The organism is Noviherbaspirillum sp., from assembly GCF_036563305.1.
In the GTDB taxonomy this organism is placed as follows: Bacteria; Pseudomonadota; Gammaproteobacteria; order Burkholderiales; family Burkholderiaceae_D; genus Noviherbaspirillum.
In genome coordinates, this window is sequence record NZ_DATCMQ010000016.1 from 1 (window position 1) to 26813 (window position 26813).

The 26813-nt window shown below is 62.2% G+C and carries 24 protein-coding genes and 1 pseudogene; 16 read left to right on the plus strand and 9 right to left on the minus strand.

Annotated features, from left to right (window positions below):
* From VIM12_RS16385 to VIM12_RS16395, 3 genes and pseudogenes are all read right to left on the minus strand, one after another.
* A pseudogene (locus tag VIM12_RS16385) lies at positions 1–232 on the minus strand (hypothetical protein); the annotation flags it as partial.
* A 62-nt stretch (positions 233–294) separates the two neighbouring features.
* Positions 295–831 (minus strand): acyloxyacyl hydrolase, encoded by a 537-nt coding sequence (locus VIM12_RS16390; protein ID WP_331942746.1) that lies wholly within the window; start codon positions 829–831, stop codon positions 295–297.
* 227 nt (positions 832–1058) lie between these two features.
* Complete coding sequence (locus tag VIM12_RS16395; protein WP_331942747.1) at positions 1059–1949, minus strand: SMP-30/gluconolactonase/LRE family protein; 891 nt, start codon at positions 1947–1949, stop codon at positions 1059–1061.
* Between the two features lie 106 nt (positions 1950–2055).
* Here VIM12_RS16395 and VIM12_RS16400 point away from each other — a divergent pair, with 106 nt between their 5' ends.
* Complete coding sequence (locus tag VIM12_RS16400) at positions 2056–2931, plus strand: NAD(P)-dependent oxidoreductase (RefSeq protein ID WP_414691810.1); 876 nt, start codon at positions 2056–2058, stop codon at positions 2929–2931.
* A 398-nt stretch (positions 2932–3329) separates the two neighbouring features.
* Positions 3330–4154 (plus strand): DUF3047 domain-containing protein, encoded by an 825-nt coding sequence (locus tag VIM12_RS16405; RefSeq protein ID WP_331942748.1) that lies wholly within the window; start codon positions 3330–3332, stop codon positions 4152–4154.
* A gap of 16 nt (positions 4155–4170) precedes the next feature.
* Here VIM12_RS16405 and VIM12_RS16410 read toward each other — a convergent pair whose 3' ends face one another.
* A complete protein-coding gene (locus VIM12_RS16410; protein ID WP_331942749.1) occupies positions 4171–5184 on the minus strand; it encodes a DUF2891 domain-containing protein in 1014 nt (337 codons plus the stop codon).
* Positions 5181–6374: a M20 aminoacylase family protein gene (locus VIM12_RS16415; RefSeq protein WP_331942750.1), complete on the minus strand. Its 1194-nt coding sequence runs from the start codon at positions 6372–6374 to the stop codon at positions 5181–5183. Before VIM12_RS16415 ends, VIM12_RS16410 begins: the two co-directional genes overlap by 4 nt.
* A gap of 128 nt (positions 6375–6502) precedes the next feature.
* On the opposite strand from VIM12_RS16415, the gene VIM12_RS16420 reads away from it, so the two are divergent.
* From VIM12_RS16420 to VIM12_RS16430, 3 genes are all read left to right on the plus strand, one after another.
* On the plus strand, positions 6503–8575 hold the full coding sequence (locus tag VIM12_RS16420; protein WP_331942751.1) for a molybdopterin oxidoreductase family protein: 2073 nt from the start codon (positions 6503–6505) through the stop codon (positions 8573–8575).
* Between the two features lie 8 nt (positions 8576–8583).
* Positions 8584–9672 (plus strand): aminopeptidase, encoded by a 1089-nt coding sequence (locus VIM12_RS16425; RefSeq protein ID WP_331942752.1) that lies wholly within the window; start codon positions 8584–8586, stop codon positions 9670–9672.
* Between the two features lie 206 nt (positions 9673–9878).
* A complete protein-coding gene (locus VIM12_RS16430; RefSeq protein WP_331942753.1) occupies positions 9879–11561 on the plus strand; it encodes a long-chain fatty acid--CoA ligase in 1683 nt (560 codons plus the stop codon).
* 69 nt (positions 11562–11630) lie between these two features.
* On the opposite strand, the gene VIM12_RS16435 is transcribed toward VIM12_RS16430, so the two are convergent.
* Positions 11631–12038, minus strand: a complete 408-nt coding sequence (locus tag VIM12_RS16435) for an acyl-CoA thioesterase (protein ID WP_331942754.1) — start codon at positions 12036–12038, stop codon at positions 11631–11633.
* A gap of 93 nt (positions 12039–12131) precedes the next feature.
* On the opposite strand from VIM12_RS16435, the gene VIM12_RS16440 reads away from it, so the two are divergent.
* The 10 genes from VIM12_RS16440 (at position 12132) to VIM12_RS16485 (ending at position 22746) form a co-directional block, all read left to right on the plus strand.
* Positions 12132–13988 (plus strand): ABC transporter ATP-binding protein/permease, encoded by a 1857-nt coding sequence (locus tag VIM12_RS16440; protein ID WP_331942755.1) that lies wholly within the window; start codon positions 12132–12134, stop codon positions 13986–13988.
* Between the two features lie 32 nt (positions 13989–14020).
* Positions 14021–14998: a LysR family transcriptional regulator gene (locus VIM12_RS16445; protein WP_331942756.1), complete on the plus strand. Its 978-nt coding sequence runs from the start codon at positions 14021–14023 to the stop codon at positions 14996–14998.
* 142 nt (positions 14999–15140) lie between these two features.
* On the plus strand, positions 15141–16427 hold the full coding sequence (locus VIM12_RS16450; protein WP_331942757.1) for a Glu/Leu/Phe/Val dehydrogenase: 1287 nt from the start codon (positions 15141–15143) through the stop codon (positions 16425–16427).
* Positions 16428–16553: 126 nt separating this feature from the next.
* Positions 16554–17456 carry an amino acid ABC transporter substrate-binding protein gene (locus VIM12_RS16455; protein WP_331942758.1) on the plus strand — a complete coding sequence of 301 codons (903 nt, stop codon included), beginning with the start codon at positions 16554–16556 and terminating at the stop codon, positions 17454–17456.
* A gap of 155 nt (positions 17457–17611) precedes the next feature.
* Entirely contained in the window at positions 17612–18505 is an 894-nt protein-coding gene (locus tag VIM12_RS16460; RefSeq protein ID WP_414691799.1) for a transporter substrate-binding domain-containing protein, read from the plus strand.
* Between the two features lie 130 nt (positions 18506–18635).
* Positions 18636–19361: an amino acid ABC transporter permease gene (locus VIM12_RS16465; protein WP_331943846.1), complete on the plus strand. Its 726-nt coding sequence runs from the start codon at positions 18636–18638 to the stop codon at positions 19359–19361.
* Entirely contained in the window at positions 19361–20047 is a 687-nt protein-coding gene (locus VIM12_RS16470) for an amino acid ABC transporter permease (RefSeq protein WP_331943848.1), read from the plus strand. The genes VIM12_RS16465 and VIM12_RS16470 overlap by 1 nt, the downstream gene beginning before the upstream one ends.
* Before the next feature lie 10 nt (positions 20048–20057).
* Positions 20058–20786 carry an amino acid ABC transporter ATP-binding protein gene (locus VIM12_RS16475; protein ID WP_331942759.1) on the plus strand — a complete coding sequence of 243 codons (729 nt, stop codon included), beginning with the start codon at positions 20058–20060 and terminating at the stop codon, positions 20784–20786.
* Between the two features lie 107 nt (positions 20787–20893).
* Complete coding sequence (gene pyrC / locus VIM12_RS16480; protein ID WP_331942760.1) at positions 20894–21937, plus strand: dihydroorotase; 1044 nt, start codon at positions 20894–20896, stop codon at positions 21935–21937.
* Positions 21938–21954: 17 nt separating this feature from the next.
* Positions 21955–22746 carry a DUF3025 domain-containing protein gene (locus VIM12_RS16485; RefSeq protein ID WP_331942761.1) on the plus strand — a complete coding sequence of 264 codons (792 nt, stop codon included), beginning with the start codon at positions 21955–21957 and terminating at the stop codon, positions 22744–22746.
* Between the two features lie 142 nt (positions 22747–22888).
* Here the strand turns inward: VIM12_RS16485 and VIM12_RS16490 are convergent, their stop codons facing one another.
* Both VIM12_RS16490 and VIM12_RS16495 read right to left on the minus strand, forming a co-directional pair.
* On the minus strand, positions 22889–23908 hold the full coding sequence (locus VIM12_RS16490) for a porin (protein ID WP_331942762.1): 1020 nt from the start codon (positions 23906–23908) through the stop codon (positions 22889–22891).
* Positions 23909–24256: 348 nt separating this feature from the next.
* Positions 24257–25273 (minus strand): porin, encoded by a 1017-nt coding sequence (locus VIM12_RS16495; RefSeq protein ID WP_331942763.1) that lies wholly within the window; start codon positions 25271–25273, stop codon positions 24257–24259.
* A 340-nt stretch (positions 25274–25613) separates the two neighbouring features.
* Between VIM12_RS16495 and coq7 the strand changes: the two genes are divergently transcribed.
* The gene (coq7, locus tag VIM12_RS16500) at positions 25614–26222 is read left to right on the plus strand and encodes a 2-polyprenyl-3-methyl-6-methoxy-1,4-benzoquinone monooxygenase (RefSeq protein ID WP_331943850.1); all 609 of its coding nucleotides are present in this window, start codon (positions 25614–25616) and stop codon (positions 26220–26222) included.
* Between the two features lie 29 nt (positions 26223–26251).
* Here the strand turns inward: coq7 and VIM12_RS16505 are convergent, their stop codons facing one another.
* Complete coding sequence (locus VIM12_RS16505) at positions 26252–26698, minus strand: OsmC family protein (protein WP_331942764.1); 447 nt, start codon at positions 26696–26698, stop codon at positions 26252–26254.
* Between the last annotated feature and the right edge of the window lie 115 nt (positions 26699–26813).

Sequence of the window (26813 nt, forward strand, 5' to 3'; positions counted from 1 at the left end):
AAACCACAAACCACAAACCACAAACCACAAACCACAAACCACAAACCACAAACCACAAACCACAAACCACAAACCACAAACCACAAACCACAAACCACAAACCACAAACCACAAACCACAAACCACAAACGTCGAACGTCGAACGTGGCAGCCGGTAGTCGGCAGTCAGATGACGGAAGTCGGACGAAGCACGCCGTACTTCGTGCATCCACCAGCAGAGTGTACTACTCACACATGCAAGTTGCTGCCCGGCCCCGTGCAAAGGCGAACGCGACGGTTGCGGGCACTGCGAAGCTAAAATGTGTAGCGCAAGCGTACCACCGCAAAATCTACGCCATCGTTCGGCTTCTTGATGCCGCCGTTCGAGAAGTGCTGGATCTTCAGCCCAATATCCAGGTTATTGTCGAACACGTAGCCGACGCCGATATGATCACCGAACTGGAAAGCCGTCGACAACTGCTTCCCGTCGTTGTCATACAGCTCGGAAAACAGGTGCGCGCCAATGCCGGCTTCGGCGTAAAACCCTTTCAGACTGTCGTTTTGAAACCGGAAAACAGGGGTAATTCCGAGGACAGCGATATCCTGCCTTCTGCCAGGAATGTCGCGATATCGCTGACCTCTCCATTGGGCAAGCGTCAGGTCCCAGTAGCCACCGATGTGCGTGCCGTTCGACTTCCACCACTGTTTGTCCCAGGCCCACTGCACCCCCACCCGGACGAGGCGAGTCCGGTCGCCCGCGCCATACTCGAGGGATGCGGAGTCGACAGCGTGTGCGACGACGCTTGGCAGCAAGAGGGCGAACGCGGCGCTGACAAATTTTCTTGTTCTCATTGTGTTACTCCAGCAAAGATGGGGGCGACGGCATATCCGCCTGCATTGTCTGCCATCCAATCGGCTCCCCCCCGCACGTCATTTCCGCTTGCGGAAGGATGGGGCAAACGCATTTGCTCGACCCATTCTCGCAGCGGACCGCACGGCGGGCATGCTCACCCTCAAACAAGTCCCTGGCCTTCTTTGATTCAGTTCTATGGACCAGCGCACGCCATCGCCCACTGCGCCTAGGGGAGGTAAGCGGGCTCGACGCGGCCCGGCACGTCCGTTCTCATCGTGAGCACGCAGCCGGACAGCGGGAAGGCTGCAAGCTCCTCCGCTGGACGCTTGTGACGAACCGTTGTGATGAAGAGCGTCCTGAGATCGTCGCCACCAAACGCGAGCATCGTCGGACACCGGACCGGCAGGGGAATTTGATTCAGGATGGCGCCGGACGGCGCAATGCGCAGCAGCCGTCCACCTTCATACATCGCGCACCAGTACGCGTCCTCGCTGTCGACGGCTGCCCCGTCGGGGCGTCCGCCGTAGTCCTTGCCGCGCTCGGACGGGAATTCCTTGAAGATGCGGGCAGAACCGATCGTGCCGGTGTCGAGATCGAAATCGTAGGCGGTGATCCGGTGGGCGCTCGTATCAGCGTGATAGAGCGTGCGCTGATCGAGGCTGAATGCAACGCCGTTGGACACCGTGACGGGAAGGCCGATATCGCGCAATGCGCCACGTTCGATGCAGTAGAGCGAGCCAAGCGCCTTGTCCCGCGCGTCGTAGGCGGTTCCGGCCCAGAGACGGCCCCTGCCGTCGCAGCGTCCATCGTTGAACCGCATCAGGCCAGGATCGTACGGCGGGTCCGCAATCGGGGCAAGGACGCCGGTCGCAGTATCAAGAAAGGCCACGCCGCTGCGCATCGCGACAATCAGCCTGCCGTCAGCTGCAAGGGCAATACAGCCGGGCTCCGCAGGAAGCGGCCACAGTCGGTGAAGGCCGGCGCCCATCTGAAAGCGATGAACGGCAAGGCCTGCGATATCGATCCAGTACAGTGCCTGCTCCTTCGGATGCCACACCGGACTCTCCCCAAGTTGCATGGGCAGGGCCAGGAGGGCCTCGATGTTGCCTGTCGACATAGCATCAGATTCTTTGAGATGATGACATCGCGATTATGCAGCGAATTCGTTTTGGACGAGGAGACGGACATTGAACACGAACGGAGGACTTCCAACCATCGCCTTTCTGGGCATTGGACTAATGGGAAAGCCGATGGCGGCACGCCTGCTGCAGGCGGGATATCCGGTCACAGCATGGAACCGTACGCCTGAAAAGGCCGCCGCGCTGCTGCCGCTGCAGGCGTCAGTCGCCGCCTCCGTGGAGGCCGCGGTCAGCAAGGCGCATATCGTCATCACCATGCTGGAGGCGGGCCCTGTCGTCGCGGAGGTTCTCGCGCTTGCCGTGCCCGCCATGGGTCCCGCTACGCTTGTGATCGACATGAGTTCAACCCGCCAGTCGGAAGCGCAGGCGTTCGATGCACTGGTGCGCGACGTCGGCTGCACATTCATCGATGCCCCGGTGTCAGGCGGCGTGATCGGCGCAGAGGCCGGGACACTGGCGATCATGGCAGGCGGCTGCGCCGAGGACTTCCAGCGGGCGGAACCTGTGCTGCGCGTCCTCGGAAGGCCGACGCTGGTCGGCGGTGCCGGCTGCGGCCAACTCGCCAAGCTGTGCAATCAGCTGATCGTTGGCGGCACCCTCAACATCGTGGCCGAGGCCCTGCTGCTGGCGCAGGCGGGGGGCGCGAATCCGGCAGCGGTCAGGGCCGCCCTGCGCGGCGGATTTGCGGAAAGCCGCATACTCGACGTGCACGGCCAACGCATGCTGGACCGGAATTTCCTGCCTGGCGGGCAGGTGAAGAGCCAGGCCAAGGATCTCGACAATGTGCTGGCTGCTGCAGCGGCAGCCGGCGTGAAGCTGCCGGTAGCCGAGATGATGGCAGAGTGGTATCGGGACATCGTCGACGCGTTCGGGGGCGCCGACCAGTCAGCGACGCTGCTCGGGCTGGAACAGATCAATCCACTTGTCCGCCTTGGGGAAGGGCCGGATCGCTTGCCCTGAACGTCTGCCGGGCGACGCCACACCCGCTGACCAAGGGAGCGGCGCGCAGGATGGCAGGCGCGAATCATCGCGGATCGCGATGCCCGAGAATTGCGAGGAGACGATCGGGCGAAGCGATTCGTCGCCGGTAGCAGGACGGCGTCTCGCGGAGGGGTGACTTTCCCCAGCCGGACGCCATCGAGTTCGGGATGCAGGTCCATGAATACCTGGCTGCTGCCGGCCACCTGCAGACAAACCCAGGTGAACGTGCCCGTGACATGGGGCCGGCGTCGGGACGGCCGCATCTCAACTTGCGCCTGCACGCTGTTGCGACAGACGTCGCGCCCGGTGCGCGGGGACGCAGACACGGCGGCGCACCGGTTATACAATCCTGATGACCAATATTTCTGGCCGGCAAGATGGCCGCTTTCTTCAAGCCGTGGCGGATGCGATGCTTGCGCCTGCCATCACCTTTCGACGACATAATGCGCCTGTTTGCACTGATTCCGATCGCCATCGCCATCGCCGGCTGCGCAGCACCGCCTTCTATACCGCCAGCGGCCCCTGGTGTCACACCTGAAAGCACATTGCCCTCGTTGTTTTCGTTAAGCACCAGCGATGGCTTGCCGCCGGGCTGGGAGCCAATGGTCATCCTGCGACACAAGAAGCAGACGCAGTACCAGCTCGTGCGCAAGGAAGAGCGGACGGTCTTGCATGCGCGGGCAGACAACGCCTCTTCCGGGCTGATGCATCGAACGCTTATCGATCCCATCGCACGGCCCTGGCTGCACTGGCAGTGGAAGATCGAGGATGTGCTGCCCGACGCCGACAACACCCGCCGGGCGACCGAAGATTCACCGGTCCGGATCATCCTCGGGTTTGACGGCGACAAGGAGAGCCTGCCGTTCTCGGACCAGATCCTCTTCGAGACTGCCAAGATGGTGACTGGCTACGACTTCCCTTATGCGACGCTGATGTATATCTGGGAGAACAAGGCGCCCGTCGGCACCGTCATCCGCAGCACGCACAGCGGCCGCATCCGCATGGTGGTCGCGGCTCAGGGCGCGGAAGGCGTCGGCAAGTGGCACAGTTTCACTCGCAATATCGTCGAGGACTTCGAAAAGGCCTACGGCGAGAAGCCAGGCAAGCTCATCGGCATCGGTGTGCTGACCGACACCGACAATACCGGGGACAGCGTCGAGGCCTGGTACGGCGACATCCGGATTCTGGGCAACTACGAATAGCAGCGAACGGCATCGCCTATTCTGCAAGCGCAAGCAGTGCGAAACTGGCAAGCCAGTGGGTGCGGGCGTAGGCTCCCTCGGCGGCATGGGGAAGCGCGGCGGCGAGATGCGCTTCGATGGACTTTCCGACAACGTCCTGCAGCGAGGACGGCAGTTGCGGCAGCAATTGCTTCCAGCACCATGCGCGGGAAAGGTTCAGCCCGTCAAGATGGGCCAGGCGAAAGTCGTTCCTGTCGCTGACCTGCACCGGCAGCAGCCAGGCCCGCAGGTCCAGGCTGTCCGGCCGGAATACTTCCCACCAGTCGGCAAAGCTGCAGCCATCGACCAGCCGCAGCATCAGCACGGCTTCCACCAGGCCGGGTGACAGGAAGTCCTCGCCGCCCGGTTCATACGCCGCAGGATAGCGGCGGTCCCGGCCGAACCAGTCGTTGGCCTTGCGGGCGATCAGCTTGCGCAACGCGAGATGCTGGCGTCGCTCGGCGTAGTCCAGGGTCAGCAACAGGCCGAACGCGCTATTGCCGTGGGTGCCGGCGCGAACCGGGTAAGTGGCGAGTGGAAGGTGATGCAGGGTGCGATCGACGACGGCATCCGCCAGCGGTTGCAGGGCGTCGCGCCAGCGGACTGCCGGCGGTGTGATCTCGGCCAGCGCGTCGAGCTCCGCCTGCAGTTTCAGGAGCCAGGCCCAACCGTATGGCCGTTCAAAGGTTTCGCGCCCGGGCTGTTGCAGGTAGGCGATTTCGTCCGCCACCTTCGCGGCTTGCAGGCCGTCCGACAGCGCGGCCCGGATGTTGGCGGCTTCCGGCAGGTCCGGAAAGCGCCGCAGCAGGTGGGCAAGCGACCAGTGCATGTGCACCGCCGAGTGCCAGTCATAGCAGCCATAGAAGACCGGGTGGAGTGTGCGCGGCGCAAGCGCATCGTCAGCACCCTGCAGGACATGATCCGGCTTGTTCGGATACTCGCGCCCGATATTGTCCAGCGCAACCCGGGCGAACCGGGACGCGTATGCGCGAGCCGGATCCAGGTGTCTCACCGCTTGCGCAGCCAGGTCTCCGCCAGGCGCACCCAGTAGGTTGCCCCGAGCGGCAGCAGCTCGTCATTGAAGTCGTAGCTGCCGTTGTGCAGGTTGCAGGGGCCCGCGCCGTGCCCGGCGCTGCGATGGCCGCCTTCGCCGTTGCCGATGAAGACGTAGCAACCGGGCTTCTCCTGCAGCATGAAGGCAAAGTCCTCGGCCCCCATCGTCGGCTCGACCCGGGCGTCGATCCCCGCGTCCCCGACGATGGAGCGGATGACGTCGACCGCGAATTCGGTTTCCTTCGCATGATTCACCAGCGGTGGATAGTTGCGGACGAACGCGAAATCGACTTCGGCGCCGAAGGCCGCGGCAATGTGCGTAGCCAGCTCGCGCATCCGGCTTTCGACGAGGTCGAGCACGCCGGTTGTGAAGGTCCGCACCGTTCCGATCATGGTGGCGCTGTCGGGAATGATATTGGTCGCGCTGCCGGCGTGGATCTGGGTGATCGACAATGCGGCCGCGTCGAGCGGACTCTTGTTGCGCGTGATGATCGTCTGCCAGCCCTGCGCGATCTGGATCGCCGTCATGATCGGGTCGATGCCCTTGTGCGGCTGCGCGGCGTGCGCGCCCTTGCCGCGGATGGTGACTTCGAACTCGTTCGACGACGCCATCATCGGCCCCGCGGTAACGCCGAAAGTGCCGGTAGCGACGCCGGGCCAGTTATGCATGCCGAACACGGCGTCCATCGGGCACTTCTCGAACAGGCCGTCCTCCATCATCCGCCGCGCGCCACCGCCGCCTTCCTCGGCGGGCTGGAAGATCAGGTAGACGGTGCCGTCGAAGTCACGGTGCCGCGCCAGGTAGTGCGCCGCCCCCAGCAGCATGGCGACGTGTCCGTCGTGGCCGCAAGCGTGCATCTTGCCGGGATGACGCGATGCATGAGCAAAGGTATTGGTTTCCTGGACCGGCAGGGCATCCATGTCGGCGCGCATGCCGATCGCGCGCTTGCTCTCGCCGTTCTTGATGATGCCGACAACGCCGGTCAGCCCCATGCCGCGAATCACCGGGATGTCCCACTCCGCCAGTTTTGCTGCAACCAGGTCCGCGGTACGCAGCTCTTCGAAGCAGAGCTCCGGATGGGCATGGATGTCGCGCCGGATCTGCTGCAGTTCGGCGTGGAACTGCACAATCGGATCTATCAGTTTCATTTCTGGCTCCAGGGGCGGCCCCGGCGATACATGCGCCGGCGGCTCAATATAGGTATATTACGACGCATCGCCTCAGTCCTATTTTAACGAGGCTCACGCCTGTTCGCCCGCCTCTCCGGATTGCCACTATGCCTACAAAAACCGTTCGCGCCACCTGCCCGCACGACTGCCCCGACACCTGCGCGCTGCTCGTCACCGTCGAGGATGGCGTCGCCACTCAGGTGCGCGGCGACCCGGAACATCCCACTACCGCCGGCGTCCTTTGCAACAAGGTCTCGCGCTATACGGAGCGCACCTACCACAAGGATCGCCTGCTCCATCCGCTCAAGCGCGTCGGGCGCAAAGGAGAGGGGCGGTTCGTGCGCATCGGCTGGGACGAGGCGATCGACACCATCGCGACGCGACTGGGCGAAATCGCCGCACGCGACCCGCAGGCCATCCTGCCATACAGTTACGCGGGCACAATGGGCCTGGTGCAGGGGGAATCGATGGCCGCGCGCTTCTTCCACCGGATCGGCGCCTCGTTGCTCGACCGCACAATCTGCGCCTCCGCCGGCGGCGCCGGTTACAAGTACACGATCGGCACCCGTATCGGCACCGACCTCGAGCAGTTCCAGGATGCGAAGCTGATCCTGATATGGGGAGGCAACCCGATCGCATCCAACCTCCACTTCTGGATGCGCGCGCAGGAAGCCAAGCGGCGCGGCGCGAAGCTGATTGCCATCGATCCCTACCGCTCCCTGACGGCGGAAAAATGCCACCGGCACATTGCACTGCTGCCGGGGACCGACGCCGCGCTCGCGCTCGGCATGATGCATGTGCTCGTGCGCGACGGACTGCTCGATGAAGACTACATTGCCCGCTACACGCTGGGATTCGAGAAGCTGCGGGAGCGTGTTGCGGATTGGACGCCGGCGCGCACCGCGGAGGTGTGCGGGATTGCTGCGGACGAAGTCGAGCAGCTCGCGCGCGACTACGGCGAGACGGCACGCCGCGGCGAGCCGGTCGCCATCCGGGCCAACTATGGCTTGCAGCGGGTGCGCGGCGGCGGCATGGCGGTGCGCAACATTGCCTGCCTGCCGGCCCTGGTCGGGGCATGGCGCCACGCGGCGGGCGGCATGCAGCTTTCCTCGTCCGACGGTTTTCCGAAGAACAGCCGAGGCCTGCAACGCCCGGACCTGCTGCAGCAACCGGCACGCACGATCAACATGAGCACGATCGGCGACGATCTGCTGCGACCGGCCTCGCCGGCGTTCGGACCGAAGATCGAAGCGCTCGTGGTCTACAACGCAAACCCGGTGGCCGTCGCGCCCGAGTCGCCGAAGGTGGCGCAGGGCTTTGCCCGCGACGACCTGTTCACGGTCGTGCTCGAGCATTTTCAGACCGACACGGCCGACTATGCCGACATCGTGCTGCCGGCGACGACCCAGCTAGAGCACGTCGATGTCCATACCGCGTATGGCCACAACTACATCATGGCCAATAATGCCGCCATCGCACCCGTCGGAGAGGCAAAGCCGAACACCGAAATCTTTCGCCTGCTTGCCGCGCGCATGGGGTTCGAGGACGCGTGCTTCCGGGAGAGCGACGAGGAGCTCGCCGCGCAGGCCTTCAACCGCCAGGACGCGCGCGCCGTCCACGTCGACTGGGAGTCGCTGCGGCGCAAGGGCTGGGAAAAGCTGAGGCTGCCGGCGGCGCCGTTCGCGGAGGGTGGCTTCGGCACGCCATCCGGCAAGTGCGAGTTCTATTCCGAGCGCATGCACGCGGACGGACTTGATCCGCTGCCAACCTACATCCCTCCTTACGAGTCGGTGGCCAGCGCGCCAAGGTTGGCAGAAAAATATCCGCTGGCCATGATTTCTCCGCCTGCAAGGAACTTTCTTAACAGCACCTTCGTCAATGTGCAGAGTCTGCGTGATACCGAAGGCGAACCTCATCTCGACATGCATCCGGTGGATGCCGCGACAAGGGGAATCGCCGACGGCGCGACGGTCCGCATCTTCAACGACCGCGGATCGTTCGAGGCAAAGGCACGCGTGACCGACCGGGCCCGGCAGGGACTCGTGGTCGGCCTGTCGATCTGGTGGAAGAAGTTTGCCGCCGATGGCAGGAATGCCAACGAAGTGACCAGCCAGCGCCTGACCGACATGGGAAACGCGCCGACGTTCTACGACGTACTGGTGCAGGTTGCGAAAGTGTAGAAATGAAAATGAAGTGGCGGGCCTTGCTGTTGTTCGGCGTGGCGGCTGCGGCTGCCGGCTGCAGCAGTATCGGATATTTCGTCCAGGCCGCGCACGGCCAGTTCTCGCTGCTGTCGGAGGCGCGCCCGATCGACGACTGGCTGGCCAGTCCCGCCACCGAAGGCAAACTGCGGGGCAAGCTGACGCGGGTGAAGGAGATCCGCGCGTTCGCCGCGCGCGAGCTCGGCCTGCCCGACAACGGCACCTTCACCACCTACGCCGATGTCAAGCGACCGTTTGTGATGTGGAACGTGGTGGCCACGCCCGAACTTTCGCTCAAGCCGATGCAATGGTGCTTCCCGGTCGCCGGCTGCGTGAAGTACCGCGGCTACTACAGCAAGGAAGAAGCGCAGGCCTATGCCGCCGGGCTGAAGTCGGAGAAATTCGACGTCGAGGTGTCCGGCGTGCCCGCCTATTCGACGCTCGGCTGGTTCAACGACCCGGTGCTTTCCACGTTCATCCAGTACCCTGACGGCGAACTCGCCCGGCTGGTGTTCCATGAGCTCGCGCACCAGGTTGTCTACGTGCCCGGCGATTCCACGTTCAACGAGTCCTTCGCGGTAGCCGTGGAAGAGGCCGGCGTCGAGCGCTGGCTGATGAAGCACGGTGACGACAAGACGCGCGCCGCTTATCTCGCCTACGAAGGCCGCAAGCGCGACTTCCTCGCTCTTCTGCTGAAGCATCGCAACCAGCTCAAGGAGCTCTACGACAGCGACCTCACGGACGAGCTCAAGCGCAAGGAAAAGGCGGCAATATTCCAGAGCCTGAAGTTGGAATACAAGGCCATCAAGGAGGAGCGCTGGAACGGTTACGCCGGCTATGACCGCTTCTTCGCAGAACCCTTGTCCAATGCCCACCTGTCGGCCATTGCGACCTACAACGACTTTGTGCCCGGCTTCCGGGCGCTGCTGTCGCGGCAGAAGGGACTGCCCGGCTTCTACGACGCGGTGCGCGCATTGGCCGTGCTCGACAAGGACGAGCGGCACCGCCAGCTTGCCAGCTACGGTCAGCCGCCGTCCATCGCCTCCGGCGACCTGCAGGCGGCGGGCTCGCAGTAGCAAGCCAGCCATGTACTCCGAAGCGGCCCGCGGGCCGCTTTTTTGTTGCGGTGCAAAACCAGGCGGCTGCTAGAAGAAGTATTCTGATAGCGCTTAAAAGACTTGCATCGGCTGGCGCGCATGGATAGCATCTACGCTGACAAAAAAACCGGTCGTTCTTTTTTCGCGGCCACCATCACATCAGAACAGAAGACGAGAGGCAGACAATGGAAAAAATCTGGCTGAATTCCTATCCCGAGGGCGTGCCGGCCGAGATCGATTACACGCAGTACCGGTCCCTTGCCCATCTGCTTGACGAGTCCTTCCGCAAGTTCGCAAGCCGCAATGCCTTCGTCTGCATGGACAAGTTCCTCACCTACGCCGAACTCGACGAGCAGTCGCGCAAGCTGGGTGCATGGCTGCAGGGACGCGGCCTGAAGAAGGGCGCGCGCGTCGCGGTGATGATGCCCAACGTGCTGCAATACCCGATCGCCCTTGCAGGGATCCTGCGCGCCGGCTATACCGTCGTCAACGTCAACCCGCTGTACACCCCGCGGGAGCTGGAGCACCAGCTCAACGACTCCGGCGCCGAGGCCATCATCATCCTCGAGAATTTCGCGACCACGCTGGAACAGGTGATCGCCAAGACCAAGGTCAGGCATGTCGTCGTGGCCAGCATGGGCGAGATGCTCGGTGGCGTCAAAGGCATGCTGGTCAATTTCGTCGTCCGCAACGTCAAGAAGATGGTGCCCGCGTTTTCGCTGCCCAATGCCACCCGCTTCAAGGCGGCGTTGGCTGAAGGCGGACGCTCGACGTTCAAGCCGGCCGAACTCGGCCACGACGACATCGCCTTCCTGCAATATACCGGCGGCACCACCGGCGTCTCGAAGGGCGCGACCCTGACCCACCGCAACGTCATCGCCAATGTGCTGCAGAACGACGCATGGGCGCAGCCGGCCCTGAACCAGGAACCGAAGATTGATCCCATCACGATCGTCTGCGCGCTGCCGCTGTATCACATCTTCGCGCTGACCGCGTGCGCCCTGATGGGCATGCGCTGGGGCGCGATGAACATCCTGATTCCCAATCCGCGCGACATCGGCGGATTCGTGAAGGAGCTTGCCAAGTACAAGTTCAACTCCTTCCCGGCGGTGAATACGCTCTACAACGGCCTGCTCAATCACCCGGATTTCGCCAAGCTCGATTTCTCCGGCCTGAAGATTTCCAACGGCGGCGGCATGGCCGTGCAGAAGGCAGTCAACGACAAGTGGCTGAAGGTGACGGGCTGCCCGATCGTCGAGGGCTACGGCCTGTCGGAAACGGCGCCGGTCGCCACCTGCAATCCTGGCAACGCCACGGAATTCTCCGGCACCATCGGTCTGCCGATCCCGGGCACCGACATCGCCATCCTCGACGACGCCGGCAATCCGCTGCCGATCGGCCAGGCCGGCGAGATCGCCATCCGCGGTCCGCAGGTGATGGCAGGCTACTGGAACCGCCCGGACGAGACCGCGAAGGTCATGACGCCCGACGGCTTCTTCAAGACCGGCGACGTCGGCGTGATGGACGCGCGCGGCTACGTGAAGATCGTCGACCGCAAGAAGGACATGATCCTGGTCTCTGGCTTCAACGTGTACCCCAACGAGGTCGAGGAAGTGGTCGCCGCCCACCCCGGCGTGCTCGAGTGCGCTTGCATCGGCGTGCCCGACCCGAACTCCGGCGAGGCAGTGAAGCTGTTCGTGGTGCGCAAGGACCCGGCACTGACGGTGGACGAGCTGATGAACTTCTGCAAGGAGCAGTTCACCGGCTACAAGAAGCCGAAATACATCGAGTTCCGCGACGAACTGCCGAAGACCAACGTCGGCAAGATCCTGCGCCGCGAGTTGCGCGACGAGAAGAAGGCCGCCTGAAGCCTCGACGGCTGAAAAAAACCGCCTGTCCAGCAGGCGGTTTTTTTTTTGACCCGGGTATCGGCGCGGTCACTCCGCGAGCGGCGGGATCGGGCGAGGCTTGCGGTCGTCGTCGGTTGCGACATAGGTAAGGGTAGCTTCCGTCACCTTCACCGTCTCCACCTGAAGCCGATTGCGTTCCGCGTACACCTCGACATTGACGGTGATCGAGGTATTGCCGACCTTGACCACTTCGGCGTAGAAGGACAGCAGGTCGCCGACGAAGACCGGCTGCTTGAACAGGAAGGAATTGACGGCAATTGTCGCCACCCGGCCGTTCGCCCGGCGTACGGCCGGCAGCGAGCCGGCGATGTCGACCTGGGCCATGATCCAGCCCCCGAACACATCGCCGTGCACATTGGCGTCGGACGGCATCGGCATCACCCGAAGTTGCGGGATTTTCCCGTCGGGTAGCGTGGTCTGGTAAGGATTGGTCATTTTTCTCTCCCTTTTCGCATGCCGGCCCGCCATTTCCCGACGGGCTACAATCGTAAAAGCCGAAGCATAAACCATTCCGCCGAAAAACCCTCCATGCGCCGCAACCCCGTTTCCTCTCCCGAACCGCCCGCTAATCAGGGCACCCGCAACGACTGGGCCACCCTGAAGACGCTGGTTCCCTATCTGTGGGCCTACAAATGGCGCGTGATGATGGCGCTGGCCTTCCTGGTCTCCGCCAAGCTGGCGAACGTCGGCGTGCCGCTGGTGCTGAAGGCCTTGGTGGACAGCATGACCCTCGGCCCGGACAAGCCAAAGGCGGCGCTCGCGCTTCCGGTCGGCATCCTGATCGCCTACGGATTTTTGCGCCTTTGCACCACCATGTTCACCGAGCTTCGCGAATTCGTTTTCGCCAAGGTCACGCAGAGCGCGGTGCGCACCATCGCGCTGCAGGTGTTCCGGCACCTGCACTCGCTGTCGCTGCGTTTTCACCTCAACCGACAGACCGGCGGCATGACGCGCGACATTGAACGCGGCTCGCGCGGCGTCTCGTCCCTGGTGTCCTATACGCTGTACAGCATCATCCCCACGCTGGTCGAGGTCACACTGGTGATCGGCTACCTGCTGCTGCATTACGACATCTGGTTCGCGGCCATCACGATTTCCGCGCTCGTGATTTACATCCTGTACACCGTGCTTGTCACCGAGTGGCGCACCCACTTCCGGCGTACGATGAACGATCTCGACTCCAAGGCGAACGTCCGTGCCATCGATTCTCTGATCAACTACGAGACCGTCAAGTATTTCGGCAACGAGGAATACGAGGCCCGCCGCTACGACAGCAGCATGCGCAATTGGGAGGCGGCCGCCGTCAAGTCGCAGACCTCGCTTTCCATACTCAACACCGGGCAGTCGCTGATCATCGCCGTCGCCGTGACACTCATCCTCTGGCGCGCGACGCAGGGCGTGATCGACGGCACCATGTCGCTCGGCGACCTGGTGCTGGTGAACGCCTTCATGATCCAGCTGTACATTCCGCTCAACTTCCTCGGGGTGATCTACCGTGAGATCAAGCAGAGCCTTGCGGACATGGAGCGCCTGTTCGGCCTGCTCGACCAGCACCGCGAGGTGGCGGACGCGCCGGACGCGAAGCCGCTTGCAATCACTGGCGCCGAGGTTCGCTTCTCGCATGTCGACTTCAGTTACGAAGCGAAGCGGCAGATCCTGTTCGGCGTCGATTTCACCGTCCGCGCCGGCACCACCACCGCCGTAGTGGGGCACAGCGGCTCGGGCAAGTCGACGCTGTCGCGGCTCCTGTTCCGTTTCTATGACATCGGCAGCGGTCGCATCGAGATCGACGGGCAGGACCTGCGGTCGGTGACGCAGGCCTCATTGCGGCGGGCCATCGGCATCGTCCCCCAGGATACCGTCCTGTTCAACGACACCATCGAGTACAACATCGCCTACGGCAAGCCGGAGGCGAGCAGGGAAGAGATCGTGGCCGCCGCCAAAGCGGCCTACATCCATGATTTCATCGAGAGCCTGCCGGACGGGTACGCAACGATGGTGGGCGAGCGCGGCCTCAAGCTGTCGGGCGGCGAGAAGCAGCGTGTCGCGATTGCCCGCACGCTGCTGAAGGATCCGGCCATCCTGATCTTCGACGAGGCCACTTCCGCCCTCGATTCCCGGTCGGAGCAGGCGATCCAGGCGCAGCTGAAGGAAATTGCCCGGGACCGGACCACGCTCGTGATCGCGCACCGTTTGTCGACGATTGCGGATGCCGCGCAAATCCTGGTGCTCGACCACGGCCGCATTATCGAGCGCGGCACCCACAACGAACTCATCGCACGCGGCGGCGCCTACGCCCAGATGTGGGAACGCCAGCAGGCGCGCCAGGATGTCCCCGCATCCCCGCCCTCCGGCGACGGCATGGACCTGGAGTCCGCCGCCTAGCCCGGCGCCGCCATTACGGCTAACATAGCGCAATGGAAACCAAGTGGCTGGAAGACTTCATATCCCTGGCGGAGACCCGCAGCTTCAGCCGGTCGGCGGAACTGCGCCACGTCACCCAGCCGGCGTTTTCGCGGCGCATCCAGTCTCTGGAAGCCTGGCTTGGTGCCGATCTTATCGACCGGACCTCGTATCCCACGCGCCTGACGCCCGCCGGCGAAGTCTTCTACGAGCAGGCGCTCGAGATGCTTGGCCAGATCAACAACGCGCGCGCCCTGTTGCGCGGCAAGCGGCCGACGGCGCAGACCACCGTGGATTTCGCGGTGCCCCATACGCTGTCCCTGACCTACATGCCGAAGTGGATGACCGAACTCGAATCCGGTTTCGGCAGCTTCAACACCCGGCTGATGGCGCTCAACGTCCATGACGCGGTAATGACCCTGGTGGAAGGCGGCTGCGACCTGCTGCTGTGCTACCACCATCCTCGCCAGCCGGTGCAGCTCGACAGCAGCCGCTACGACATGCTGACGCTCGGCGGCGAAACCTTGCGGGCCTATGCGCGCTGCGACCGCTCGGGCGTACCCGAACTGCTGTTGCCGGGGAGCGCCCGTGCGCCGCTGCCCTTTCTCTCCTATACCAGCAATGCCTATCTCGGGCGCATGGTGGAACTGATCCTCGGCGACGCCAAGCGCCCGCTGCATCTCGAGAAGCGCTATGAAACGGACATGGCGGAGGGCCTGAAGATGATGGCCCTCGAAGGCCATGGCCTGGCGTTCCTGCCGGAGTCGGCCGTGGTGCGCGAACTGAAGCAGAAGCAGCTCGCCCGCGCCGACGGCGGCATGCCGGACTGGGAAGTGCACATGGAGATCAGGCTGTACCGGGAGCGGCCCTCGGGCCAGCGTCCGGGGAAGCCGCTCGTGGGCCGGGTGTGGGATTACCTCAGGCAGCGGATCGCGGCACGCGAAAAGGCAAAGTCGGGGAAGAGAAGCACCGTTCCCGCCGCCTCTGCATGATGTTTCTTGCTGACTAGATGTTATGCATTTCCTGCATAATTGCATGCCTACAAAGCATTGGATTCGCTACCGGGCGTTGTTCTAGGATTCGGACTGCCAGCCTCGCCTACCCGCGCGGGGAATCAACAGGAGCAGTCGAAACATGTCTATCCCGCATGAAATACCGTCCTACCTGACGCAGACCGAAATCGGTCCGTGGGGCGTCTACCTCGAGCAGATCGATCGGGTCACGCCCTATCTTGGAACACTGGCCCGCTGGGTCGAAACCCTCAAGCGCCCCAAGCGCATCCTCGTCGTCGACGTGCCGATCGAGCGTGACGACGGCACCATCGCCCACTTCGAAGGCTACCGGGTGCAGCACAACACCTCCCGCGGTCCCGGCAAGGGCGGGGTACGCTTCCACCAGGACGTCACCCTGTCCGAAGTCATGGCGCTGTCCGCCTGGATGACCGTCAAGAACGCCGCGGTCAACGTGCCGTACGGCGGCGCGAAGGGCGGCATCCGCGTCAATCCAAAGACGCTGTCCAATGGCGAGCTGCAGCGCATGACCCGTCGCTACACCAGCGAGATCAACATCATTATCGGACCCAACAAGGACATCCCCGCGCCCGACGTCAATACCAACGAAAAGATCATGGCGTGGATGATGGATACCTACTCCATGAACCAGGGAAGCACGGCTTCGGGCGTCGTTACCGGCAAGCCGATATCCCTCGGCGGCAGCCTGGGCCGCCGTGAAGCTACCGGTCGCGGCGTCTATGTGGTTGGTTGCGAAGCGGCCGCGCGACGGGGCCTCGATATCCATGGCGCGCGCATCGCGGTGCAGGGTTTCGGCAATGTCGGCGCCATCGCCGCCCGCCTGTTCGCCGAAGCGGGCGCCAAGGTCGTGGCAGTCCAGGACCACATGGGCACGGTGTATCGCGATACGGGACTGGATGTCCCGGCGCTGGAGCAGCACGTCGCGCAGCACGGTTCGGTGTCCGGCTTCCCGAGTGCGGAGGCGATCGAGGACAGGAGCCGCTTCTGGGAAATCGATTGCGACATCCTGATTCCTGCGGCGCTGGAGCAGCAGATCACAGAAGCAAACGCGAACAAGATCCGCGCAAAGATCATCCTCGAAGGCGCCAACGGCCCGACCACGCCCGCGGCGGACGACATCCTGCACGAGAAGGGCGTACTGATCGTTCCCGACGTGATCGCCAACGCCGGCGGCGTGACCGTCAGCTATTTCGAATGGGTGCAGGATTTCTCCAGCTTCTTCTGGACCGAGGACGAGATCAACCAGCGCCTTACCCGCATCATGCGGGAAGCGATCGCTGCCGTATGGCATATCGCCGACGAGAAGAAGGTGTCCTTGAGGACTGCTGCATTCATCGTCGCATGCACCCGTGTATTGCAGGCACGGGAAATGCGAGGGCTGTACCCTTGATGCACCATTGAAGAGCAAGCCGCCGGCAATGTACCGGCGGCAGCGGAAGCAGCGGCGCAGTTTCAATTCTTTTTATAAAATGTCGCCGCCGCTGCGTCGCTTCGACCAGCATGAGATGGAGACCTTATGCATACCAAACCCGCCCGCCTGGCCGTGAAGGCCTGCGTCATCGCGATGTCCTTTGTCGCCATCCACACGCAGGCTTCCGCCGATACTCTCGCCAAGATACGCGAAACGCGCACCATCACGATCGCGCACCGGGAGGCTTCGGTGCCGTTCTCTTACCTCGACCCGAACAAGAAGCCGATCGGCTACGCAGTCGAGCTGTGTCAGAAGATCGCTGACGCCGTCCGCCGCGAGCTCAAGCTGACGCAGCTCGATGTCCGTTACCTTGCGGTCAACCCGTCGACCCGCATCCAGGCGATCGCGGAAGGCAAGGCAGACCTCGAGTGCGGATCAACCACGAACAACGCCGAGCGCCGCAAGCAGGTCGCCTTCACGATTCCCCATTTCGTTGCCGCCGCGCGCATGGTGGTGCGCACCGATTCGGGGATTCGCAACTGGTCGGACCTGCGCGGCAAACAGGTCGTCACCACCAAGGGCACGACCAGCGTCAAGCTCCTCACCGACCGCGACAAGGTAAGGTCGCTGAACCTGTCCCTGGTTGAAGGCCGCGACCATGATGATTCGTTCAACATGGTGGAGAAGCGGGAAGCCGCCGCGTTTCCGATGGATGACGTACTGCTGTACGGGTTGCGCGCCAACGCGGCGGACCCGGCCAGCTTCGCCGTCGTCGGCGACGCGTTGTCCGCTGAACCGTACGCCATCATGCTGCGCAAGGACGACCCCGCGTTCAAAGCAGTGGTCGATCGTGAAATGGGCAGGATCATCAATGACGGCGAGATCTACAAGCTGTACGACAAGTGGTTCCGTTCACCTATTCCGCCGAAAGGGCAGAACATGAACATGCCCATGGGTCACTTGCTGCGGGATACCTTCCGTTTTCCTACCGATAAAGTCGGCGACTAATAAGTAGAAACCCGTAGCGTTTGACACGGACAAGCACGTAGCCCTCGACCATATGACGGCAGAGGCCCGCCAGTGCTTGTTTTGCGGCGAAAAACCGCGTTTTGAGTGAATAAATTTTGTTACACTAGATTGGCAACTTTTTCCCAGGAGGCATAATGAAAGCAACCAAAATGATGGCGGTACTGATCGGAGCAGGACTGCTTGCCGGCGTCGCCCAGGCGCAGGATCTGACCGGTACCCTGAAGAAGGTGAAGGACACCGGCTCGATCACGGTAGGCCACCGCGAATCCTCCGTGCCGTTCTCCTACCTCGACGACAAGCAGCAGCCGATCGGCTATGCGATGGATCTCTGCATGAAGATCGTCGACGCAGTGAAGACCGAACTGAAGCTGCCGAACCTGAAAGTGAACCTCCAGCCGGTTACCTCCAGCAACCGTATCCCGCTGCTCCAGAACGGCACCATCGACCTCGAGTGCGGCTCGACCACCAACTCCACCGCGCGTCAGCAGCAGGTGTCGTTTGGCCCGACCTACTTCGTGATCAACGTGACCGCCGCCGTGAAGAAGACTTCCGGCATCAACGCCCTGGCAGACCTCGCAGGCAAGACCGTGTCGACCACCTCGGGCACGACCTCGGTTCCGCTGCTGAAGGCCTATGAGAAGACCAAGAACGCCGAAGTCAAGGAAATCTACGGCAAGGATCACGCCGAATCCTTCCTGCTGATGGCCGACGACCGTGCCGCTGCCTTCGTGATGGACGACATCCTGCTGGCCGGCCAGATCGCCAACTCGCGCAACCCGAACGATTTCAAGATCATTCCCGAGTCGCTGCGTGCCGAGCCGTACAGCATGATGCTGCGCAAGGATGATCCGCAGTTCAAGGCGCTCGTCGACAAGACCATCGGCGCCGTGATGAAGTCCGGCGAGATCGATAAGATCTACGCCAAGTGGTTCACCAGCCCGATCCCGCCGAAGAACATCAACGTCAACTTCCCGATGACGCCGGCGACCAAGGAAGCGTTCAAGAACCCGAACGACAAGGGCGTTTAAGCGCTTGCAATTGAAGTAGGGCCGGATGGCGTCATGCCACTCCGGCTTTTTTTCGGGCGGCCGATTGAAAAATGACCGGCCGCGCGATCCGGCGCCGTCGAAAGGGCGGCGCAAGCTGGGAGAAACACAAATGAACCTGGGGATATTCCTTGAAGAGATTCCCGATGGCGACGGCACCTGGATGGCGTCGCTGCTGGACGGCCTGGGCTGGACACTAAGCACCGCGGCTCTCGCGTGGATCATGGCCTTCGTGCTCGGTTCCATCATCGGCGTCGCCCGCACCACCGACAAGCCCTGGCTGGTCCGCCTCGGCAATGCCTACGTCGAGCTGTTCCGCAACATTCCGCTGATCGTACAGTTTTTCGTCTGGTACTTTGTCATCCCGGGCATCATCCCCGCGGTCAAGGCTTGGGTCACCACCCTCGATCCGACGCAACACCAGTTCGTCACGGCCGTCGTCTGCCTGGGCTTCTTCACTTCCGCCCGCGTCGCCGAACAGGTCCGCTCGGGCATCCAGTCGCTGTCCCGCGGCCAGCGCAATGCCGGCTATGCACTCGGCCTGACACAGATCCAGACCTACCGGTTCGTGCTGTTGCCGATGGCTTACCGGATCATTATCCCGCCCCTCACCTCGGAGGTGATGAACCTGATCAAGAATACGGCAGTCGCCTATTCGATCGGACTCGTCGAGCTCTTCTTCCGTACGCGCGAGATGGGCGAGATGACGTTCCGCTACTTTGAAGCCTTTGCTGCGGCAACGCTCGTCTATATCATCATCGCCATGACCGCAAACCGCGTGATGGCCTTTATCGAGCGCCGCGTGGCGGTGCCCGGATACATCGCAGGAGGCAAATGATGGGCGATCTCGATTTCGACGTCATCGGCCGTACCTGGCCCTATCTGCTGACCGGCCTGCAATACACGCTGCAGCTGACCGTGGTTGCCGCCGTCGGCGGCACGATCTTCGGCACGTTGCTGGCGATGGCGCGGCTTTCGCGCTTCAAGGTACTGTCGTCGCTCGCGGCGGCCTACGTGAACGTGATGCGTTCGATTCCGCTGCTGCTTGTGATCTTCTGGTTCTATTTCCTGGTTCCGGTCGTACTGCAGGCCGTGACGGGAAGCGAGCGCCCGATACAGCTCGGCGCGGACCGCTCTGCCTACATCACGTTTATCATGTTCGAAGCAGCGTACTTCTGCGAGATCATGCGTGCGGGTATCCAGAGCATCTCCAAGGGGCAGGTCGGCGCGGCGTATGCAATTGGTCTGAACTACCGGCAGTCGATGCAGCTCGTGATCCTTCCTCAGGCGTTCCGCAACATGTTGCCGATCCTGCTGACCCAGACCATCGTTCTGTTCCAGGACGTCTCGCTGGTGTCGCTGCTGAACGTCACGGACTTCGTCGGCGCCTCGGTCAAGATCGCGCAGCGCGACAGCCGCGTGGTCGAGATGTACCTGTTTGTCGCAATCGTCTATTTTGCGTTGTGCTTCACGCTGTCTACCCTGGTCAAGCGCCTGCAGAAACGCATCGCCATCATTCGCTAAGGATAAGGAAATGATTGAAATCAAAAACGTCAGCAAGTGGTACGGGAGCTTCCAGGTCTTGACCGACTGCACGACGAATGTGAAGAAGGGCGAAGTGGTCGTCGTCTGCGGTCCTTCCGGTTCGGGCAAATCGACCTTGATCAAGACCGTCAACGGTCTCGAACCCTTCCAGAAGGGCGAAATCCTGGTTAACAACGTGTCGGTCGGCGATCCAAAGACCGATCTTCCGAAGCTCCGTTCGAATATCGGCATGGTATTCCAGAACTTCGAACTGTTTCCGCACCTGTCGATTCGCAAGAACCTGACCCTGGGCCAAGTGAAGGTGCTTGGCCGCAGCGAGGAGGAAGCGACCGAAAAAGGGCTGAAGTACCTGGACCGCGTCGGCCTGCTCTCGCAGAAGGACAAGTTCCCGGGGCAGCTTTCCGGCGGCCAGCAGCAGCGCGTCGCCATTGCGCGCGCGCTGTCGATGGACCCGATCGCCATGCTGTTCGATGAGCCGACGTCCGCACTTGATCCCGAAATGATCAACGAGGTACTCGATGTGATGGTGGGGCTGGCACACGACGGCATGACGATGATGGTCGTCACGCACGAGATGGGTTTCGCGCGCAAGGTGGCCAACCGCGTCGTGTTCATGGACAAGGGCTACATCGTCGAGGACTGCTCGAAGGACGAGTTCTTCGGTTCGCCGCGTTCGGATCGCGCCCGCGATTTCCTTTCCAAGATCATCACCCACTGATCGCCGCCGTACCAGGAGCCGCCCCCGTTTCCGCGGGGGCGGCTTTTTCTTTGGCGCGCCGCCCTTCGCGACGCAGGTAAAATAGCGGCTTCCAACGGGAATACTCCATGTCCACGCAAGCCGAAACCCTCACCATCACCCGCCCCGACGATTGGCACCTGCACCTGCGCGACGGCGCCGTCCTCGCCAGCGTCCTGCCGCACAGCGCGCGCCAGTTCGGCCGCGCCATCGTCATGCCCAATCTCAGGCCCCCCGTCACCACCACCGCACAGGCGGTGAGCTACCGCGATCGCATCCTTGACGCCTTGCCGGCAGGAGCCGACTTCGAGCCGCTGATGACGCTTTACCTGACAGACAACACGCCACCCGACGAGATTCGTCGCGCGCGGGACAGCGGCGTTGTCCACGCAGTGAAGCTGTATCCGGCCGGCGCAACGACGAATTCGGACGCCGGGGTGACGGCGCTCTCGAAGTGCTACAAGACCCTGGAGGTGATGCAGGACCTCGGCATGCCTTTTCTTGTGCACGGCGAGGTAACCGACCCGGCGATCGACATTTTCGACCGCGAGGCGGTTTTCATCGACCGCGTGATGCAGCCGCTGCGCCGCGACATGCCGGCGCTGAAAGTGGTTTTCGAACACATCACGACGCGTGAAGCTGCGCAGTATGTCGCCGAGGCCGAAGGACCGGTCGCGGCGACCCTGACCGCGCATCATCTGCTGTACAACCGCAACGAGATCTTCCGGGGCGGCATCCGGCCACACTACTACTGCCTGCCGGTGCTGAAGCGGGAGGAGCACCGCCTCGCGCTGGTCCGCGCCGCCACTTCCGGCAGCCCGCGGTTCTTCCTCGGTACTGATTCGGCGCCACACGCAAAGGGTCTCAAGGAGCATGCGTGCGGCTGCGCAGGATGCTACACGGCGCTCCATGCGATGGAATTGTATGCACAGGCATTCGACCAGGCCGGCGCAATCGACAAGCTGGAAGCTTTCGCCAGCTTCCATGGACCCGCTTTCTACGGATTGGCACGCAACGCCGGTACCATCACATTGAAACGGGAAACATGGACTGTTCCGGTTGAACTACCGCTTGGAGACGCGAGCGTGGTTCCTCTGAATGGCGGCGAATCCATCGGCTGGAAAGTCTACTGATTCCAGGAGATGCCCGCATGGGCGCCGATTTCCTGCAGCGCATCGACTGGAGCCGCCCCTGGCTTGCACCGTACCGTGAGCTCGGCTGCGTGCTTGCGGCGGCTGCCGACTGGCGTGGCTGCGCCAACGCGCGGGCCGCAGGCATCCGGAACAGCCGCGGCTTGCAGGTCCGCTTCGTCCCCCAGTCCAGCCTGCCCGAAGGGGTATCCTATGAAGCCTACATTGCGGAGACCGGTCAGGTGCCAACACGGGAAAACCTGCACGACTTCTTCAATGCGCTCGTCTGGCTGACGTTCCCGCGTACCAAGGTGCAGCTCAATGCACGGCAGGCCGCCGAGCTCGAGCAGGCAGCGAACCGCCCGACTTCGCGGCGTGGCCGGGTAAGGGATGCGGCGACTCTTTTCGACGAGAATGCGGCCGTCCTCGTCGTCCGTGATCCCGGGCTGCTGGCGGCTCTGCGGGCGCACCGATGGTTCGAGGTCTTTGTTGGGCAGCGAGCACGTTTTGCGGCCGGCTGCGAAGTAGTACTGTTCGGCCATGCGCTGCTTGAGAAGCTGGTCACGCCATACAAGTCCATCACTGCCCATGCTTGGCCGATCGTTGACGACGCATTCTTCTCGCAGCCGGCGCCTGATCAGCTGAGCATGCTCGACCTGTCCACGGCAGGGGATCTGCACGGGACGCTGGATACTTCCCGCTTCACCCCCTTACCGGTACTGGGGGTGCCTGGTTGGTGGGAGCATCAGGACGAGGCCTTCTACGCGGATCCAACCGTATTCCGACCGCTCCGCGCACGCCCCCGCTCCTAACGAAACCACCGAAGGGGTACGCGTCGCCAGGACCTACAGGCGGCGGGTGCTTTACGAGATTTTGATGCAAAAAAGAGAAAAGGCACCCGAAGGTGCCTTTTGGTCGTCTTGCTACTCACAGCAGGCCTAAGCCTGCATGTGATTAGAAGCGGTGACGGATACCGACGTTGAACCAGCTCACGTCGCCGCCAGGGCCAGCAGCGAAGCCACCAACGTTGCCTGCGTCGTCGTTCTTGATGACGGAGTACGAGGTGTACAGGTTGGTACGCTTGGACAGGCTGTGAACGTAAGCGATTGCCCAGTAGTCGCCGTCTGCGTCAGCAACCAGGCGCTCGTCGCGACGGATGTACGATGCGGAGATCGTACCTGCGCCGACCGGTGCGCTCACGCCGAGCATGTAGTCACGGCTACGGATGCCGGTTGCGCCAGCAGCGGTGTCGCCACGGTTGTCACCGTAAGCTGCGTGCAGCTTCGCCACGCGGAAGTCGAATGCGCCACCGACGAAGAAGGTGCGAGCATCAGCATCGCTAGCAGCGATCGGGTCTTGTGCGTCGTGGTAAGCAGCGACAACGGTCAGCGGGCCGTTAGCGTAGCTTGCACCCAGGCCGATCTGGCGGCCAGCGGAGGTTGCGCCGGCAACTTCGCCGAAGCCGTATGCAGCTTCAGCCGAGAAACCCGCTGCGGAGAACGAGTAGTTGACGGTGTTGTCCATGCGGACGCCGTACGGGTTGAACACTGCGGACATGCCGCTGCCAGCGCCGCTCAGGCCGGTGCCCATCGGGTCGATCGTGTCGTGTGCAACGAAGATCGGGGTCATTTGACGACCGAACTTGACTGCACCGAAGCCGCCGCTCAGGCCAACCCATGCTTGACGACCGAACAGACGGCCACCTTGGCCGAGCGTACCGGTGTCAATGTTGAAGCCGTTTTCCAGCACGAAGTTCGCCTTCAGACCGCCACCCAGATCTTCGGTGCCACGGAAGCCGATACGGCTGCCGGACTGGTTGCCGCTGGTCAGGCCCCAGGTTGCGCCAGCAGCGCCGTCGTTGTCGAAGCGCTCGATGCCGACGTCTGCGACACCGTAGATGGTCACGCTGGATTGCGCGGAAGCTGCACCAGCGAAGGCGCCGAGCACTGCGAGCGCGAGAAGCGATTTTTTCATTGAATAATCCCCAAAGGTTTATCGAGCTAAGTTTTTGTTAGTGTTTCGGCAGCAGACGTGGGTTACGTCGTTGCCAGGAAACATGGCCTCTTAATCATTTAATCAAGAAGCTGGTGGCTATTTCATCAAATATCGGGGGGGACGACAAAGAGAATTTGCCATTTGCTGCTGGATGCGGCCCTTTTGTGGTGTTACTACAACGAGAACATCTTAATCTATTGTCGAATAAATAACATCTTGTTACTGGCGCCCTTGCGAGGGGCGAGGACCGTGCACGAAAAAAAAGGCCCGTTCTCACGGGCCTTCTTGTCGTGCTAGCAAGAATCAGAAAGCCTGATTCCGCGACGATTAGAACAGGTGGTTCACACCGATCGAAACACCGGTAACGCGGTCTTCGGTTGCAGCGGCCGGCAGCGTCACGCCGTAGATGACCGGATTGCCACCCGAGAAGCGGCTGTGGTCGATGTCGAAGTACAGATTGGTACGCTTCGACAGCGCGTACGTTGCGCCAACGATGTAGGTATTGCGACGGGGGTCGCCTGCTGCATCGGACTTGGTACGGTAGTAGCCAGCGGTCAGCTGAACTGCCGGCGACACGTTGAAGCTGCCGCCCACCCATGCGTCATCGATCTCGGCGCCAGCTGCGCCTTCGGTGTCAGTGCGGGCAAAGCCGGCTGCGACGCGGAATGCGCCGAAGTTGTATGCACCACCGACGGTCGAGACCTTGGTGTCGACGTCAGTAACGGACGTGGTGACGGTGTAAGCCGCGCCTGCGGAGATCGGGCCGCCGGTGTAACCAACGCCCAGAGCGCGGCTTGCGCCCGCAGTGTTGTCACCCGGGGTTTCGCCGAACGCCCACGAAGCGCGCGCGGTGATCGGGCCGAAGTTGCCGGTGTACTGGACGTCGTTGTTCACCCAGGTCAGGCCGCCGATACCAGCCAGCGGAACCAGGCTGGTGAACTTGTAGCTGAACGGATCGTACAGGCCAATCGTCTTGAAGTTCACGGAGTACTGACGACCGAAGTCGAGGGAGCCCCAGGAACCGCCGATACCGACGAATGCCGAACGGTTGAACAGGCGGTTGGCAGCGTTGTCGAGCGCGCCGGTGCCGGTGTTCCAGCCGGATTCGAGCGTGAAGTGAGCGTTCAGACCGCCACCCAGATCCTCGACGCCTTTGAAGCCGATACGGTTACGGTTGAACTGGCCGTTGCTGCCCATCGTAACGTTGCTTTCGCCTGCTGCGTTGGCGTTGTTAACCCAGCGAACGCCGCCGTCGAACGAACCGTAGATGGTGACGTTGGTCTGGGCTTGTGCGGAAGCTGCAAATGCACCGAGAACTGCCAGTGCGAGAAGCGATTTTTTCATTGATTAGGTCTCCAAGGGTTGGCATGCTAGATTTTTGGTATTGCTTCATACTTCGGCAGTGCGCAAGTTCTAGCGCTTGCACTTGCCGCGACTTCCAAACCTTTCTGATCAAGAAGCTACTAGCGATTTCAACAAAAGTGGCTGTGCAGGGCAAAGAGAATTTGGCGAACCTGCGGTTTGGCAAAGGTTTGTGTGGTTATGTAACAACATGTTCCAAGGAGTTGATGCAATGTCGACAACAGTTTCACTTTGCGCCGTCGACTTTTTATTGTGTTTCTGATATTTGGTCGGCCGTGCGTGCCGGCCCGAAGATTACCGAGGTGGCAAAGAAGTGGATGATCTGATTTCTGGATTCGACAGACTGCTACGGGTCGTGAGTGGTGTGGCACGTGCGTCGAGACCGAATCCCGCAGCCAAACTGCCGGGCACCCAGCTCAGCGATGTCGAGCGCCGGCATAGTGCGGGGTTGATGCGCGTGAACCATGTCGGTGAAGTGTGCGCCCAGGCCCTGTACGACGCACAGTCTCGCTTCGCCCGGACGGAAGCACTACGTCGTCAGTTCCGGGAGGCCGGCCGCGAGGAAGAGGATCACCTCGCGTGGACCGCCGAGCGCATTTCCGAACTGGGATCGCGCACCAGTGTTCTGAACCCGTTCTGGTATGCGGGTGCCTATTTGACGGGGATGATCGCTGCAAAGGCCGGGGATGCGCGAAGCCTCGGCTTCGTCGTCGAGACGGAGCGACAGGTCGAAGCCCACCTCGCAAGCCATTTAGAAAGGCTGCCCGAGAACGATGAGAAATCACGCGCCATCGTCGAGCAGATGCGGACCGACGAAATCGTCCATGGATCGGATGCGCAGGCGCTGGGGGCGGACCCAATGCCCGCGCCGGTCAAAATGGGCATGCGCGCCATGGCAAAGGTCATGACGTCAGCCGCCTATTATATTTAGGCGACTGCCAGGTTACGGCGACCGCAGAGTTACTGGGTCGCGGTTTCGGATTCGAGGTCGTCGACGATCTCGAAAGAGTGCGTCAGTTCCGCTGTCTTCTCCAGCATGATGGAGGCGGAGCAGTACTTCTCATGGGATAGCTTGATTGCGCGCTCGACGAGCCCGGGTTTCAGATTGCGCCCGCGGACCGTGAAGTGGAAGTGCACCTTGGTGAATACCTTCGGGTCCTTCTCAGCCCGCTCTGATTTCAAAGTGACGTCGCAGCCGCGCACGTCCTGCTGGCTCTTGCGGAGAATGAGAACAACGTCATAGGCAGTACATCCGCCGGTGCCCGCCAGGACTACCTCCATCGGCCTAGGAGCGAGATTCCTCCCGCCTCCCTCGATGGCGCCGTCCATGGTCAGCATATGCCCGGACCCGGTCTCGGCCAAGAATGTCATGCCGGTCGTCCCGGCCCAACGTACTGTGCATTCCATGTTTTTCTCGCTGTGATATGAGGCGCCTATTTTAACTGTTGGGCGAGCGACACATTGGGGTGCCCGCATTTTGCTCCACGAAGAAAATTTTCATGATGTGGAAAACCGCAGGCAC

Excerpts from the sequence above, each read along its gene's own strand:
- VIM12_RS16440 (WP_331942755.1), top strand. The coding sequence starts at position 12,132 with ATGCGCCGCAACCCCGTTTCCTCTCCCGAACCGCCCGCTAATCAGGGC.
- VIM12_RS16475 (WP_331942759.1), top strand. The coding sequence starts at position 20,058 with ATGATTGAAATCAAAAACGTCAGCAAGTGGTACGGGAGCTTCCAGGTC.
- VIM12_RS16485 (WP_331942761.1), top strand. The coding sequence starts at position 21,955 with ATGGGCGCCGATTTCCTGCAGCGCATCGACTGGAGCCGCCCCTGGCTT.
- VIM12_RS16390 (WP_331942746.1), bottom strand. The coding sequence starts at position 831 with ATGAGAACAAGAAAATTTGTCAGCGCCGCGTTCGCCCTCTTGCTGCCA.
- VIM12_RS16405 (WP_331942748.1), top strand. The coding sequence starts at position 3,330 with ATGGCCGCTTTCTTCAAGCCGTGGCGGATGCGATGCTTGCGCCTGCCA.
- VIM12_RS16495 (WP_331942763.1), bottom strand. The coding sequence starts at position 25,273 with ATGAAAAAATCGCTTCTCGCACTGGCAGTTCTCGGTGCATTTGCAGCT.
- VIM12_RS16505 (WP_331942764.1), bottom strand. The coding sequence starts at position 26,698 with ATGGAATGCACAGTACGTTGGGCCGGGACGACCGGCATGACATTCTTG.
- VIM12_RS16395 (WP_331942747.1), bottom strand. The coding sequence starts at position 1,949 with ATGTCGACAGGCAACATCGAGGCCCTCCTGGCCCTGCCCATGCAACTT.
- VIM12_RS16470 (WP_331943848.1), top strand. The coding sequence starts at position 19,361 with ATGGGCGATCTCGATTTCGACGTCATCGGCCGTACCTGGCCCTATCTG.
- VIM12_RS16420 (WP_331942751.1), top strand. The coding sequence starts at position 6,503 with ATGCCTACAAAAACCGTTCGCGCCACCTGCCCGCACGACTGCCCCGAC.
- VIM12_RS16455 (WP_331942758.1), top strand. The coding sequence starts at position 16,554 with ATGCATACCAAACCCGCCCGCCTGGCCGTGAAGGCCTGCGTCATCGCG.
- VIM12_RS16445 (WP_331942756.1), top strand. The coding sequence starts at position 14,021 with ATGGAAACCAAGTGGCTGGAAGACTTCATATCCCTGGCGGAGACCCGC.
- VIM12_RS16435 (WP_331942754.1), bottom strand. The coding sequence starts at position 12,038 with ATGACCAATCCTTACCAGACCACGCTACCCGACGGGAAAATCCCGCAA.
- VIM12_RS16460 (WP_414691799.1), top strand. The coding sequence starts at position 17,612 with ATGAAAGCAACCAAAATGATGGCGGTACTGATCGGAGCAGGACTGCTT.
- VIM12_RS16415 (WP_331942750.1), bottom strand. The coding sequence starts at position 6,374 with ATGAAACTGATAGATCCGATTGTGCAGTTCCACGCCGAACTGCAGCAG.
- VIM12_RS16465 (WP_331943846.1), top strand. The coding sequence starts at position 18,636 with ATGAACCTGGGGATATTCCTTGAAGAGATTCCCGATGGCGACGGCACC.
- VIM12_RS16490 (WP_331942762.1), bottom strand. The coding sequence starts at position 23,908 with ATGAAAAAATCGCTTCTCGCGCTCGCAGTGCTCGGCGCCTTCGCTGGT.
- pyrC (WP_331942760.1), top strand. The coding sequence starts at position 20,894 with ATGTCCACGCAAGCCGAAACCCTCACCATCACCCGCCCCGACGATTGG.
- VIM12_RS16430 (WP_331942753.1), top strand. The coding sequence starts at position 9,879 with ATGGAAAAAATCTGGCTGAATTCCTATCCCGAGGGCGTGCCGGCCGAG.
- VIM12_RS16450 (WP_331942757.1), top strand. The coding sequence starts at position 15,141 with ATGTCTATCCCGCATGAAATACCGTCCTACCTGACGCAGACCGAAATC.
- VIM12_RS16425 (WP_331942752.1), top strand. The coding sequence starts at position 8,584 with ATGAAGTGGCGGGCCTTGCTGTTGTTCGGCGTGGCGGCTGCGGCTGCC.